At 43.0% G+C, this 14,920-nt stretch carries 9 protein-coding genes and 2 pseudogenes; 4 read left to right on the top strand and 7 right to left on the bottom strand.

All coding sequences use genetic code 11. The annotated features are described in order from the left end of the window. Positions 1-4: 4 nt before the first annotated feature. Positions 5-1,123: a glutamine-hydrolyzing carbamoyl-phosphate synthase small subunit gene (carA, locus tag BUB94_RS02210; protein WP_073233857.1), complete on the bottom strand. Its 1,119-nt coding sequence runs from the start codon at positions 1,121-1,123 to the stop codon at positions 5-7. Between the two features lie 285 nt (positions 1,124-1,408). On the opposite strand from carA, the pseudogene BUB94_RS17430 reads away from it, so the two are divergent. Then, positions 1,409-1,456, top strand: a pseudogene (locus BUB94_RS17430) (stage V sporulation protein M); the annotation flags it as partial. Positions 1,457-1,785: 329 nt separating this feature from the next. Then, on the top strand, positions 1,786-4,419 hold the full coding sequence (locus tag BUB94_RS02205) for a hybrid sensor histidine kinase/response regulator (RefSeq protein ID WP_073233854.1): 2,634 nt from the start codon (positions 1,786-1,788) through the stop codon (positions 4,417-4,419). A gap of 116 nt (positions 4,420-4,535) precedes the next feature. On the opposite strand, the gene BUB94_RS17425 is transcribed toward BUB94_RS02205, so the two are convergent. Then, positions 4,536-4,688, bottom strand: coding sequence for a helix-turn-helix domain-containing protein (locus BUB94_RS17425; protein ID WP_112132805.1), 153 nt, complete (start codon positions 4,686-4,688; stop codon positions 4,536-4,538). A 207-nt stretch (positions 4,689-4,895) separates the two neighbouring features. Here BUB94_RS17425 and BUB94_RS02195 point away from each other — a divergent pair, with 207 nt between their 5' ends. After that, a complete protein-coding gene (locus tag BUB94_RS02195) occupies positions 4,896-5,129 on the top strand; it encodes a hypothetical protein (protein ID WP_073233851.1) in 234 nt (77 codons plus the stop codon). Further along, on the top strand, positions 5,126-5,539 hold the full coding sequence (locus BUB94_RS02190; RefSeq protein ID WP_073233849.1) for a PIN domain-containing protein: 414 nt from the start codon (positions 5,126-5,128) through the stop codon (positions 5,537-5,539). Before BUB94_RS02195 ends, BUB94_RS02190 begins: the two co-directional genes overlap by 4 nt. Before the next feature lie 265 nt (positions 5,540-5,804). On the opposite strand, the pseudogene BUB94_RS17135 reads toward BUB94_RS02190, so the two are convergent. From BUB94_RS17135 to BUB94_RS02160, 5 genes and pseudogenes are all read right to left on the bottom strand, one after another. After that, positions 5,805-6,569 (bottom strand): annotated as a pseudogene (locus BUB94_RS17135) (hypothetical protein); the annotation flags it as partial. A 422-nt stretch (positions 6,570-6,991) separates the two neighbouring features. Then, complete coding sequence (locus BUB94_RS16115) at positions 6,992-7,183, bottom strand: PIN domain-containing protein (RefSeq protein WP_083538027.1); 192 nt, start codon at positions 7,181-7,183, stop codon at positions 6,992-6,994. Between the two features lie 189 nt (positions 7,184-7,372). After that, positions 7,373-10,075: a DEAD/DEAH box helicase family protein gene (locus BUB94_RS02170; protein ID WP_073233843.1), complete on the bottom strand. Its 2,703-nt coding sequence runs from the start codon at positions 10,073-10,075 to the stop codon at positions 7,373-7,375. Next, positions 10,068-11,909 carry a site-specific DNA-methyltransferase gene (locus tag BUB94_RS02165; protein ID WP_073233840.1) on the bottom strand — a complete coding sequence of 614 codons (1,842 nt, stop codon included), beginning with the start codon at positions 11,907-11,909 and terminating at the stop codon, positions 10,068-10,070. Before BUB94_RS02165 ends, BUB94_RS02170 begins: the two co-directional genes overlap by 8 nt. Positions 11,910-11,911: 2 nt before the next feature. Next, positions 11,912-14,851: an ATP-dependent helicase gene (locus tag BUB94_RS02160; protein WP_175549671.1), complete on the bottom strand. Its 2,940-nt coding sequence runs from the start codon at positions 14,849-14,851 to the stop codon at positions 11,912-11,914. Positions 14,852-14,920: the final 69 nt, after the last annotated feature.

Below are 14,920 nucleotides of genomic sequence, written 5' to 3'. Positions count from 1 at the left end.
ATCACTACTTTTTAAATTCTTCAATCATCTTCTTAAATTCTTCGAACAGGTAGTAGGAATCGTTGGGACCCGGAGCGGATTCCGGATGGTACTGCACGCTGAATGCAGGAACGTCCTTGCAACGGATGCCTTCTACGGTGTTGTCGTTCAGGTTGATGTGGGTGACTTCCACATTGGCCGGCAAGCTAGTTTCGTCGATGGCGTAGTTGTGGTTCTGGCTGGTGATTTCCACGGCGCCGGTCTTCAGGTACTTAACCGGATGGTTGCAACCGTGATGGCCGAACTTCAGCTTGGAAACCTTTGCGCCCAGGGCGAGACCCAGGAGCTGGTTACCCAGGCAGATACCCATGAGAGGATACTTGCCAAGGAGCTGCTTTACGAGGGCTGCAACCTGGGGCAGGGAGTTGGGGTCTGCGGGGCCGTTGGAGAGGAACACGCCATCGGGATTCTTAGCCTGAATCTGTTCGAAGGTGGTGTTGATGGGCATGACGGTCACCTTCATGTCCTGGCTGGCCAAGTCGCGGAGGATGTTGGTCTTGATACCGAAATCCAGAGCAACTACGTTGTACTTGCCCTCGGTGGAGAATTCGTAGCCGTTGGGGTCGCTTACTACAGAAGCGTAGTCCTGACCATCCAGGCCGATCCATTCCTGAGCCTTCTTGATGGCGTCTGCTTCGGACATTTCGGAGTCTTCCACATGGAGGTAGGCCTTCTGGGCGCCGTTGTTGCGGAGGTGGAGGGTGAGGGCGCGGGTGTCTACACCTGCGATGCCGGCCTTCTTCTGTTCCTTCATGTAGGAATCCAGGGACTGTTCGCCCACGTTTTCGGAGGCGTCGCAAAGGTCGTTGATGACGATACCGTTCAGGAACACCTGGCGGGATTCGGACTTTTCGATGTTAGCGGAGTAGGCGCCCACTTCTGCGGTGGTGAACACTACGAACTGACCAGCGTAAGAAGGGTCGGTCAGAATCTGCTTATAGCCGGCCATACCGGTGTTGAACACTGCTTCGCCTACAGTGTCCTTGGCTTCGCCGAATGCGTAGCCGTGGAATACGGTGCCATCGGCCAGGGCAATGAATGCCTTGCGATCGCGCTTTGCTTTCCAGTTGAATTTATCGTTCATCGTTTTACCTTTTTACTTGTTCTAATTAAAACTCTTTTGGATTCTTCGCTTCGCTCAGAATGACGCGGAGGGGTGTGCTGCGCGGCCCCTTTTCGTAGAGCAAAAAAAGAGGCAAAAGCTAAAAGCCTTTGCCTTAAAAACACTAAAACTGAAAACAGAAACAACGTCTTGAAAAGTAGAAACCCAACCGACTTTCTGGATTGCCGGTGCTGCACCCTGGAGTGCATGCTGGAGATTCTGTACTTCAGTTCTCTTCATCGGGTGCAAAAATAGAAAAGGAGATTCCCCTCGGCAATAGGTGGTTTTATAAAAAAAATCCTTTTTATTTTGTGAAAAAGAGGGGTGAAACGGTCTAATTTTTTACAAAAAATGAATAAAATAGGCTGCGTCTTAACGTAATTGCTTGAAAAATAAAAGATTTTGTGTGTTTACATAAATTGTAAGGTATGCGATGCCCTAAAGATGTTATAATAATCACTTTCTGGAGGACCCGCCAAATAAAAGTGAGCAATGTTTGTTTATATTATTATTGTAATAATTAGAACGGGATATTGTATATGGATGCAGGTGTAGTTTACGTAGTTCATGCGTTATTTTTCCTTGGTATAGACCTATTTGTCTTGGGCAAGGCTTTTTCTCAAAGAGCGGAATCTTCGTCGCATTTGTCGTTCAGCGCTTTTGCACTGGCTGTGACTTTGCTTCAGATTTCCGCAATCGGTGTCATCTGCTCGGAACATGGATTAGTTGATTTCCCCTTGTGGGGTAAAGGTCTGCTCTATTTTCTGTTGGTGGTGTTCCCGGCTGTGGCCAGCTATCTTGCCTCTGTCTGGATGTTCCGTCTGTTTGCCCTTAGAAAGAACAAAAAGTTTACGAAACAGAAATGGTTTGTTGCCATCCCCCTGATTGCCTATGCCCTGGTTTGCCTAATTTCATTTAAGACCCATTGGGTGTTTTATATTGATGAGAGTGGTGTCTACCGTCGCGGAAGCCTGTTCTTGCTGCAACTGCTGGTGCCGTACTCTTACGTGCTGAGTGTATTTGTTTACCTGCTTCGTGAAAAGACTTCCAAGGGAAAATTTTCGCTGCAGCCTAGAGCGATCAGCTTCCTGTTACTGTATGTGATTCCCCCCGTATTTGGATCCTGTGTTCAGGTTCTTATGAACTTGAAGGGATGCTTCTCGGAATTGGGCTTGAGTGTTGCCCTTGTGTTCGTCTATATCGGCATGTACATGGGTGATGCTGAAGAACACCGTCATATGAAGGACCTGGCCAATTTTAACCGCCAGCTGCAGCACGTCAACGAAAAAATGAGAAAGCTCCTGATGCGTGGTGAAATGCAGGCGAAGACTATCGCCGAAACGATCCGCGGTGGATTTAAGATTGGACGGAATGACGATGCCTTTTCCTTCAAGTATGTGTCGGAACAGTTTGCGCAAATGCTCGGCTATACTGTAGAAGAATTGCTGTCGGTATCTGGTGGTTGTCTTGAGGGGATTGTTCATCCCGATGACTTTGGACAGGATATTCCCACGCTGGAAAATAGTGAAATCTATACTGTCAGCTACCGCCTGCGCTGCAAGGATGGTTCCTGGAAACATGTGGAAGAACGTGGCCGCTTGATCAAGACCGAAGGCGCCGAAGATGAAATTTGGGGCGTCGTCTTTGACAAGGATGAAATCGTCCGGACGGAAACGGCTCTTGTCAATGCAGAAAATAGTCGTAAAAAATTGGCGGAATACAACGACATTATTACCAATGCCGGGCTTGGGGTCTGGTTTGTTACCTTTAGAGAAGGCTTGCCCAGTCTGTTGAATGGAAACGAAAAGTTCTACGAACTGATCGGCGTTGATGGCGGTTCCATGTCTGAGGAAGACTTGCATGAATACTTCGCGTCGAGAATCATCCCGGAAGATGTCCCCATATTTGGTGCTGCTGTTGAAAAGATGAAGTCTGGCCAGTTTGCCGAAGCGCTTTACCGCTGGAATCATCCTAAGCTGGGAATCGTGTATAACCGTTGTGGTGGAACTGCAGTGCGTTTGCCCGATGGGGCCTACTGTCTCCGTGGTTATCACGGTGACGCTACCGAAATTGTGGCCAATGAACAAGAACAGCAGGAACTCCTGAAAAAGGCCCTTGCCGCTGCAGAGGAATCCAGCCGTGCGAAGACGACGTTCCTTAACAACATGAGTCACGATATCCGTACTCCCATGAATGCCATTCTTGGATTTGCAAGCCTAATCGAAAAGGAAAGCGATAATCCGGCCAAGGTGAAGGAATACCTGAAGAAGGTGATGAATGCCGGAGACTTCCTGCTTTCGCTGATTAACAATGTGCTTGAAATGGCTCGCATTGAAAGTGGTAAATCCGAGGTGGTGGAAAGCCCGGTTAATCTGCGCGAAACGGTCGAGGTTACGTCAAGTATCTTTGAGGCTTCCCTTAAAGAAAATCATCTGACCATGAATTTTGCCGTGAATATTGTTCACGAAAATGTCTGCATCGATGTTGTGAAGATGCGCGAAATTTCCGTAAACCTTTTGAGTAATGCTGTAAAGTATTCTGTAGAAGGCGGAACCATTAACGTCGAACTGACAGAAAAGCCTTGCGATAAGGAAGGCTATGCCGCTTACGATTTCATCATCTCAGACAATGGTATCGGTATGGCTCCAGATTACTTGCCCCATATATTCGATTCCTTTGTCCGTGAAAGAAATTCCACCGAAAGCAAGATTGCGGGAACTGGTCTTGGCTTACCCATCGTGAAGAAACTGGTGGACCTGCTTGGCGGTACCATTGAAGTAGAAAGTAGCCTTGGAAAGGGAACCAAGTTTACTCTTGGCTTTGTCCATAAAATCTGTGAAGAAAATGTTGTTTCTGAAAAGTCAAGTTCCGATGCAGAAAAAATGGATCTTGCAGGTCTTAGAGTTCTGTTCACAGAAGATAACGACCTGAATGTGGAAATCGGAACGACGCTTCTGGAAGAAGTTGGCTTCAAGGTTGAACGTGCCGCAGATGGTTGTGAATGTCTGGAAATGTTGACTAAGGCCGACCCGGGCTATTACGACTTTATTTTGATGGATATCCAAATGCCTAAAATGGATGGCTATGAAACTACCCGTCAAATTCGTAAGCTTCCTGATTCCCGTAAGAACATTCCCATTATTGCGACAACGGCCAATGCCTTTGAGGAAGACCGCCGTGCCGCTCTAGAAGCCGGAATGAACGACCATGTGACAAAACCCATTGACATGATCGTCCTTACGAAAACCATAAGCCGCATACTGAACGGACGAAAGTAAATTTCGACTATAAAATAAGAACTCCGCCAGAATGAACTGACGGGGTTTTATTGTTATGGGTTGAAATTGCGACTATTCATTAAAATTAATTGTTTTTTAATAATCAATAACTTTAGTTATTGATTTGATACATATTTTGTATTTGATGGACTTACCGTATTCTGGTTGATTCCGAGATCCTTGGCAATTTTTGCGGCCGACTTGTCGCCTTTCAGGACCAGTTTTACAGTTTGAAGCCGCATTTCTTCGTTATAGCGGGCATTTGACATTGTTATTTTCCTTTTGTTTTTGGCAATTTAACAATGAGTATGGTCATGCGACACCCCTCTTATCAAACTCCACAACGGTCCAAATTTCGTGGTTTCAATAATCTACCATTTTAATTTTTTATCAAAACAGCTTGTTTTTACAGCAAAACATCGTTATCTTTTTGTGGATTTCATATATTTTATGGGAAACTATCCAAGGAGGTTATTATGACAACGCTACAAATGGATGCCATTAAGCGAATTGAGACTTTGTCTGATGACAAGGTTTTTTATGTCATTCAAATCCTTGACGGTTTGGAAGGTCTCCTAAGGGATGCCAAAGAAAAGCAAACTGCACGAGATCAGGCCTTTGACACCCTTGAGAAGATTATCAAGGCAGCTCCTGAACTGGACTACGAAAAGGAACTTGCATCTTGGCGTGATGAAAGGTTTGTCGGATGAGGGCTCTTATTGACACCAACGTCCTAATGGATTACGTTGTAAAACGTGAACCATATTTCGCATTTGCAAGGTCTATTGTTGATGCAAGAAGGCAGAATGTCTTCGATGGCTGTGTCGCAGCCCATTCTTTCACAAACATGTTCTACATTCTCCGCAAGGTTTACGATGACGCCACAAGAAGGACTGTTCTCTTAAATCTTACAGAGCTTTTCGATGTCGGAGATGTAAATAAGAATGTTATCGTGAGAGCTTTGGAGTATCAAAATTTTCCAGACTTTGAAGATTGTGTTCAAAGCGAGGTTGCTGAAAAATATCGAGCAGACTACATTGTTACAAGAAACCCGAAGGATTTTGAAAATTCCAGGATTTCTTGCATTTCTCCTGAAGATTTCATTAAACTGTTGAAATAGAAAAATCCAGACATCGTCTGGATTTTTGCGTTAGGTGCCGCTGCCCGTAAGGGTTAGGACGCGAAGCGGCTGAACGAAAAAAAATCGAGCCGAGTGCCGCGGCGAACAAACTTGTTTGTTTCGACATGGCCGAGGCGAAGCTTTTTCTGTAAAAAAAGACCGAACTGGATTTTTCCAGCTCGGTCTTTTTATAGCGCAAGGCACCGGCCCGGCCCACTTCGGCAAGCTCAGTGACCTTGGCCGGGCAACGCCCAGAAGAAGTTAATTAAACCTCTTCAATAGAAGCGTGGTACTCCTGCAAGCTCTTCACTTCGCCCTTGCCAGCCTTGGCGGCGGCAATGCCCTTGACGGTGTCGAGAGCGGCGGCCAGGGTGGTGATGTACGGAGTCTTGTATTGGACGCCTTTGGCGTCCGTACTGCGGTTCGGTCATACAAAAATAGCTTGCAAAGCGCAAGCATTTTTGTGCGACGCTCACCTTGCGTACTATTGATGGTAGCCTTACGGATGGCGCATGGGCATAGCCCAAATGCTTGGCTCAGCCATGCCAGAAAACAAGTTTTCTGTCGCGGCATTCGCCTTGTGCATTTGTCATCGGCAACAGCGTCGCGGCGAGCCCACGGGGTGTTGATGATGAGGTTCACCTGCTTGTTCAGGATGACATCCAGAACGTTGGGGCGGCCTTCGGCGATCTTGTTCACCACTTCGCACTTGACGCCAGCCTTTTCGTAGAACTTGGCGGTACCTTCGGTTGCGTAGATCTTGAAGCCCAGCTCCTGGAAAACACCGTAAGCCGAGTGCAGCGGCCACGCTTGCGTGGACATTGCCGAGGCAAAGGTGTTTCTGCAACTTCTTGTCCTTCAGCTTCAGGTCGGAGAGCTTTTCACCCATCATGAGGCGGGTAGCAAGGCGGGCCATCTGAGTGTTACAGACCTTGGAAACCAGAGGCACGGTACGGGATGCGCGGGGGTTGGCTTCGAGAACGAAAACCTTGCCGTCTTCGATAGCGTACTGCATGTTCATGAGACCGCAAAACGTCTCAAGGTGAGTGTCGCGACAGACCGCTTGCGGGCTGGCATGACCGAACCGAAGACGTTTCTGGAAACATGGAGGGATTCAGCAGTGCTGGACAACACCTTCTTTTTCGAGCGTTCCCTTGCCTATGGCAAGGTCGGGCTATACTCGCTTCGCTCACCGAGCCTAAAGTCTCGGCCCATACGGGTCACTATCCCTAACGCATTTTAGGAGTTCAACAGTTTTAAGCCATCTGCTCTATATTGGTCCATTTTTTCATCAACACTCGCAAAGAAATAATTTCTATTCTTTGCTTGAACAATGAGCATTCGATCAAACGGATCACGATGATTTTCTTTTGAAGCCAAATTGGAAATTCCCAGTGAATCAGAGGATTCCAGAGATATGAATTCAAAACCCTGCTGAATGCAAAAATCTGGCTAGTTTTTTATGTCAAAACCTTTCAAATCCAGTTTTCCAATAGATTGCTTCAAGGCGATTTCCCACAATGTTATGTAGCTAACATAAACCTTGTTGCCAGAGTCCTCTATCTTGTTCAGAATCGGCTTTGGAATTTGGTCCGGATTAACAATGGACCAAATCAAAATATGAGTGTCAAACAGAATATTCATATTAAAGCCCCAGCATTTTATCGGGGCTTATTTCGAAATCATCGGCGAACTTGACGGAAGCCTTGTTCTTTAACACGCCAAGTTTCCGCTTTTGTTTTGGGGCAGGTGTATTCAATCGTTCGTTTGGAACGGTTTTTGTATTTATTTCTAGCAATGAGCGAGTCATAGGAGTCTCTACATTCTTGGATCCTACATTGAAACGGCATTACTGATATAGCTTTCTCTCACGAACTCCTGCAATATCATATCAGCGAGATCATCAGGGATAAAGACATATTCCATTTTGCTTAGAGCTGCCATTTGCTTTGCATATTCTACCTTTGCTTGTGTAGATGGAGCACTCATTAAATGACGTCCCTTGATCTCAACGATATAAAATTTGCCATCCTTATCTTCAACCAAAAAATCGGGGTAATAAGAACGGAGTGAATGAGATTCTGGATCAATATAGTGAACGTAGAAATTCGACTGTCCATTGGTCAGCATACCCGTAAACCAAATGTGCTTGATTTCATTATTGCTGACAAGGTTTCTAATGAAGAAATCTTTTTCGGAATTTGAATCAAAGCCATAGCCCGACAAATCAAAGCTCTTTTTGTTACCCGATTCCGTTTGGTTAAACGCGCAATATTTCGCAGAAGAGTCGGAGATAAACATTTCATCGCTAAAGTGCATTGTATAATACGCTGCTTCTGGACCGGTTCCATTTTGTGGAGGATCTTTTACGATGTACTTTACAACTTCCCTAACTTCACCAGGTTCATACTTCACAGAATAAAGCTGTTCAAACAACTTTGGTATTACAAAGTCGTATAGAATTTCATTCGCGTAGTTTACCTTCTCTAAAATCACATCCATTCCGTCAGTTGATTTCTCTATCAATTCTCGGATTTCAGAAGGGGCAAAAAGTACGCCTGATTTTTCATGCTGTGTCAAGTAAAGAGAAAGTTCTGCAATGAGACTATATGGAGAAAATCTGCGATCTACGGTGCTAGTAATTTCCTTACGAATTGTTGCGGAATCAATATTTCGTAGAGAGTGTTTGCCTTCCGTTTTGCGATATTTTTCAAAATCAAAAGATTCATCAAAAATTGTATATGTTCCAACTTTTTTAGGTTCAACCTTAAACCTGGAAATTTGTTCCATCATCTTGACTGGGACTTTCTTTCGAACATAAATGCGACGTTCCTTGGCCGGTTCTGCATTTTTACGAGTCAAATCAGAAACAGACATTCTGAAATTACTTTCCAGTTCCTTCTGAAGGATTTCAAGATTTTCGGCCGAGAGGAAAACATTTCCTCGCTGTTGCATATCCGTTATGGAACGGAGACAACGCATGGTCGCCTGCAAAACGAAGATTGTACTTTTAGGTTCGCGATAAAGAGCTACTGAAAAAAGTGACCGACAATTCCAACCTTCCTTACCTTTTCCAACCAAGAGGATAAACTGTTTTTCCGAAGTTGGTGTATCCAAAAGTCTAAATTCGCGCAAGTCATCGGATTTGGTAATTTTTTCGTCGCCGACATTCACCAAAACAGAATCTAATGAAATACCGTTATTGATAAGAGCTTTTTCAACAGCAGGTTTTAACTCATTGGTAAGTTCATCAACAGTATTTGCAAAAAAAGCCATCTTAGGCAGCATACCCTCGTAGCGTTTAAAATGCTTTTTATTTCCACGATGAATTTCTACAAACTCATCAATGGTTCGCTGAATAAAAGTTCCACTCTTGACATTCTTAAAATCTTTAACCTCAACCTCTTTCAAATAACGATTATCTATGGCACTGCGGAGACCGTACTCATAAACAACTTCTGGCATAATCTGGTTATCAACATAGGGCGTTCCTGTAAAGTTATAACAGGCAACCACCTTAGACCCGGACCGTTCCAATTCCTTAGCCAAATTATCAATAGTCAAACGTAAGCTAGTCTCTTTACTGCGATCAAACATATCACTTTTCAGTGACTTACCAAAAGCATGGTGAGCTTCATCCACATAGATACCCAACTGTTTTAATCGGGTAATTTTGATATAGCGTTGGTTTGCTGTCAATTCTGTTTCATCAATCTGGTACAAATCTGCATTTGGGTCATTTTCCATTGCAGCGTTCCAGTTGTCTTTAAATAGTTGGATACTGGCGGAATCATCTTTATGACGTTTGTGAAGAATGATTTTTTGACTTGTCGAAATGATAACATTGAAATCAGAGCCGTCCATTGTTGAAAGGCTAATTCCGTCATCTTCAAGAAAATGAAACTTCAAAATTGAGTCCAGCACGTTAGCATATTCAGGTGCAAAAATTTTGGACTTGTCAAAAGTCTGGATTTCTTTCAAAGATTGAAGAACCGTTGTATCCGGGGCAAGAACAAGAACGTTATGGCAAAAGCGTTCATCTTTAGGATATTTCTTTGCTAACAGAAACTCATAGAAAATGCAAAGAGCCATTAAAATAGTCTTGCCCGTTCCCATAGTCAAGGAGAAAATGTAATTAGAATAACCCTGTCTCAGATTTTCAAACTGTTGAATGGCGGGGCCAATTACAGCGGCATCAGATAGTTTCCTGTGAGCTTCTTCCTCTGCAAAAAGGTCCTGGGCGCCAGATTCCAACGTGGTATCTTTTAAGCAAAACTTACCTTCGTCATGACACCAATCATTGAACAAATCTGATAAACGAGGATTATTCAGATATTCCTTAAGGAACACATAAATTTCAAAAGCTTCATACTGAGGCTTGCGAAGGAATGCTCCTGGATTTTCGGGATTGGCGTGAGAAAGGATTCTCTTGGTTAAATCCTTATACTCAGCCTTAATCATTGATTTATTTGCCGAATAGAAATTCCAGAGGTATTTGTAGAATGGAACCTCTACAGATTTTTGCTTTTTAGCCATTTTCTACCTCAAAGGAGCCTTCCCAACTTTCACTGAGCAAATCCGTGATCTTTACGTGAATGGTTCCGGCATCTTCTGGAATTGAATATTCGCCCTTCACCATTTCATTCTTTTCAGGAATGTCTGTAGTGGATGGGCTGAAAGTGACGCCATCGTAATTCCAGTCAATCATAATGGAATCCACAAGTTCCTTCCAATCTTCAACATCCTGGCTCTCGATGCTCAGTTTTTGCAGAAGATTCATGGGATAAAATTCCTTGACAGTGAGTTTATCCTTTGTAATCTTGATTTTAGCATCGGCATCGCGCTTGAAGGTCAAATCCTTTTTATCGCGGAGGATGTCGACTATTTCGAGATCCACCTTGAAACCCATTTTCTGCATTTCATCAAGGAACATCGCCTTGAGATTAGGATCGTGGCCCATACAGACGAAGGTGATTTTTTCAATGGGTTTGTTGAAATTTTCCGACTGCCGTTTTGTCCAGCTGGCCATATCAATATTGTTGATGATCTTGCTGAATTCTGCTGCAGTAGCAATGCGGTTAATGCCAAGAATTGCTACCATGCGACCATCCATTTCCGCATCCCAGAGGTTATTTTCAGGGAGCGCCTGCATGCCCATGGCATCGATGATAAGGCGTTTTGCTTCCAGCTCATTACGGAAGAAATCGTAGTCATTTACATTATAGACTTCGAAACCTGTGTATGTTTTTGTAGAAAGCAAGTTACTATCGGATTGGATTTCTTTTGCACGATTAATGAGGCGTTTTGTTGTGGTCTGGATTGAGCCAAGATTAATGTCTGCACCAAGAAATTTGCGACCGAGTTTCATGGCCACGGCTTGGGTAGTACCGCTCCCCATAAAGCAATCAAAAACGATGTCGCCTGGGTTGGAGGATGCCTTAATTATACGTTCCAAGAGAGCTTCTGGTTTTTGTGTGGGATAACCAGTCCTTGTTTTTGACATTACATTTTCATCAGGAATGTCGGACCAATTATCATCAACAACAACTCCATCTCTTTCATATAAATACGATTTTATTTTTAATCTACCATCTTGTTCGAAAATAATGCCTTGCTTTTTTAATTCGGCAATGGATTCAGAACTTCTAGTTCCAATAGCTTGATCATCTCTATAGGGGCCTCTACCATCATGATCATCTTTATTGAACCTTTTTTTATATTCTTCATCAAAAGGCAAATTTTGTCTAATATAAATGTATGAATCTGAATTGGTAAAAAAAAGTATACTATCGTGGTTTCTCGGAAATTGTTTTCCTAAAACCTTAGCCCCTTTTACAGAGCATCTTTTCCATACAATCTCATTTCTAAAATTTTGTGTTCCAAAAATTTCTTCTAATATGTTTCTTATAAAATGACTTTTATGCCAATCGCAATGTATATATATGCTCCCTTGTGTTGAAAGAAGTTCTTTACATAAAATTAATCTTTCATACAAAAACTGAAGATATTCATCATTCAACCAAATATCGCCATATTGCTTTTCTTCAAAAGAGGAAGAATCATTTTCAACCTTACTATTTCTTAATGAAATAGTTTTCTTATAATCAACACGACTATCAAAAGGTGGATCAATATAGATTAAATTGACCTTGCCACGATATTCCTTAAGCAAGTGACTCATCACCTGCAAATTGTCTCCCCAATAGAGTTTGTTCATCCAGCCATCTTCGGCAGCTTCGCCATGGGTTTCCTTCAGCTGAGCCGGATAATAAGGCGTTCCCGTGAAAGGACGCTTGCCGGCCCAACGAAGTTCCGGGAACCCCTTAATGGGTTCATTCTTGAATTCAAACATATCCTTCTGTTCGGTCATAATCACTTCCTCTTCTTGGAACAGTTGTTGCAATAATGTCTAAAGTCGCATTCACTGCATTTCTTGGGGTCGCGCTCCCCGCTATGTTCAAAATTTTTCCGTTCGATTTTCATCACCACATCATCTACTTCAGCAATAGTCTTTTCGATGGATTTGGAATTAAAGTCATAGCTCACAAAGGGGCTACCATCTTCTGTTCCTGTATAAAACAGGTGCATCTTGCTTACGGGCTTACCGTATTTTCCTTGAACGATGTGTGCATAAATTTCTAGCTGACGCTTGTAACGCTTTAGTTTCTCGCGATCCTTGGCGTTATTCACATCTGGTTTTACATCTGTCTTGAAATCCAAAATTTCTAAGGCGTCGCCCTTCCCTTGAATCAAGTCAATGCGGCCTTCCAGTATGTAGTCATCCTTTAACAATGTCAACGGAACTTCCGCTTCCTTTATACGCTTCCAATCCTTGCTAGCATATTCCACATAGTTTTCTACATGGTTCAAAATGGATTTCAAAGATGACTCTCGCAAGTAAACACCCTGCTGTTTCGAAAGTTGGTGGTAGTTTTCCTTGAGCCAACTTTCCATATTTTCACGAGTTACCTTTTCTGGATTTCCCGCCAGTACTTGTTTATGAACATCCTCAATAGTTTCATGCACTAAAGTACCGAACAAAATTGCGTTAGTTCGTACAGGAGAAAATTCCACTTCCCTAAAAAACTTATACTGTGTCGGACAGTTTTCATAAAGTAATATGTGGCTTGTAAAGGAATACTGATGCTTTATGTTACTGGCCTTAACTTCGTCTAAATAAATGCCAGGAGCGTCTTTCTTAAAAAGTTCCGTGTAGTCAACCACATTCCTATAGACGGAATCAAAGTATTTAGAAGGTGATTTGCGTTCCTTTTCTACACGAGAATTTTCGTTGTCGATCCCGGTTAGCACGAGTAAATTTTGAGCACGGCTAAATGCGGTGTAATAGAGTCGCCAGAAATCAAAGAACTTTACTCGTTCCAAGGGTTCCCAGGGAGAATTCTTGTGGTAATATTCCGCTATTTCCAAGTCAATATCATCATAATTCTTTCGCGGAGTACTATCCAAAGAATCTACGCAAGTTATTGGGAACTCAAGTCCCTTACTCTGGTGGATTGTCATGATGCTTATGCACCCAGGTGGAGTCACCATGTCAAAATCTTCATACTCTGCAATGCCACCTTCTTTCAAGAACTTCAGATACTCATTGAATAAACGGCGCAGCAGTTTTGTTCGTTTATCCACGTCCGAGTAAATCGCAACAACATTATTCAGGTATTCGAATTTTCCAAGTAATTGGCTGAACATGGCCAAATTGTACATGGGTCGCAAATCTTGTACACCATCGCTAAGTTCTGCTTGCAGAAAATTCGCAAACATCGGGAACTGGAGCAATTCGTAGAACAAGTTGGCAAAGGTGTAGTCTGTATTACGGGTTGCTTTAGCAATCTCCTTTGCTTTGGTTACAGCCCAAACACGCAACTCACCATGAAGTTTCAAATCCTGTCGTAATTCTTGGGTAAAAGTATCTAGGCACAAATCATAATAGGCCCAAATATCTTCCATGAAAGATTCATTGCGGCCATCATTCAAATACGTTTCTTCTAACTTCGGGAACAAGAAAAGCAGCGCACCAATAGCTAGCTTGATTTCCTTACGTTCAAAGAACTGAGCTGAACGAGGGGAAAATACAGGAACTCCTCGTTCTTCCAGATAGTTGGAAAGTTCCACAACCTTGTCGTTTTTTACGGAGCGAGACAATAATGCTATTTGATTGTAATCTTTTAAGGCCCCGTTCGTTTTCAATTTGCAAACTAAATCATAAAAGTGCTTACACCAATCCGTGCTATTTTCACCCATGCACTTTACAACGCCAGTGTACTTTGTATTCTTACGATTTTGCTTGCCAGCATTCTTGATTATTTTTTCGTGTCTAAATTCGCCCCATTCCTCTTCCCATAATCCATTCATCCAATCGTTATAGAAATCAATGACGTCAGGGTGAGAACGATAGTTTTTATCCAATTCAATCTTTATGCACTGATTTTTTCCGCGACTAGGGAATTTCTCCTGAAATCGCAAAATATTTTCAACTGTTGCGCCGCGAAATCTATACAAAGCTTGGTCATCGTCACCAACCACGCAAATTCGATTTGCTGGAGCAGCCAATTTCAATAGGATTTGCTCCTGAATGCGGTTGGTATCTTGGTACTCATCCACCATGATGTAATGAACTTTTGAACGAACATCCTTGAGGACATCTTCGTTTTCAATGAGTTCCCACATTTTCGTTTGAATCAACGAAAAATCCAAAGCATTTTGTTCAGCAAGTAAATCCCTATAAAGAGCGACTGTTTCTGCAAGGATAGGAAGTCGTTCCGCCTTTTTACATTTGGCAAGTTTTTCAACATCAAGATTTTCTTCGGCAACCTTGTTCACAAGAGACGCGAGTTTTGTCGCTGCGTTCCAGCCATAAGCTGAACGAGCGTTGCCTCCGATAAGGTCCGTTATTCCATCAATTTGGTTAAAACGAAAAGCGTTTCGGTAAAAAAGGTAAGTCTGTTCAAACTGATCTAATACCTGATAGCCACGACGCAAGTCCGTATAATCACGATATTCTTCAAGAAAATCAAGGAACAGGGAGTGAAGAGTTCCCACACGAATTTCAGAAATGTTCTTTTGATTTCTGTAAGCAGCTGATGCGGTGGAAATTCGCGAAAGAAGTTCCTTAGCTGCTTTTTCGGTAAATGTTCCAACCAGAATATTCTCGGGAGCTACATCAAGGTCGTAAATCAGGTGACATACACGGTCCACAAGCGTCTTCGTCTTGCCTGCGCCAGGACCAGCAATCACCAACAAAGGAGATTCTGTTGTATTAATAACTTCTAGCTGTTCTGGGTTACTTTTCGCCACGACCGCATGCTCCATATAAGAATGTGGAGTTCTGCTTGTCGTTCAAAAGTGCGTTCAGCCCACTATATA

It is taken from the genome of Fibrobacter sp. UWH9, assembly GCF_900129715.1.
Classification (GTDB): domain Bacteria; phylum Fibrobacterota; class Fibrobacteria; order Fibrobacterales; family Fibrobacteraceae; genus Fibrobacter.
Note: the sequence above shows the minus strand (reverse complement) of the source record. Positions and strands in the feature narration are given on the sequence as shown.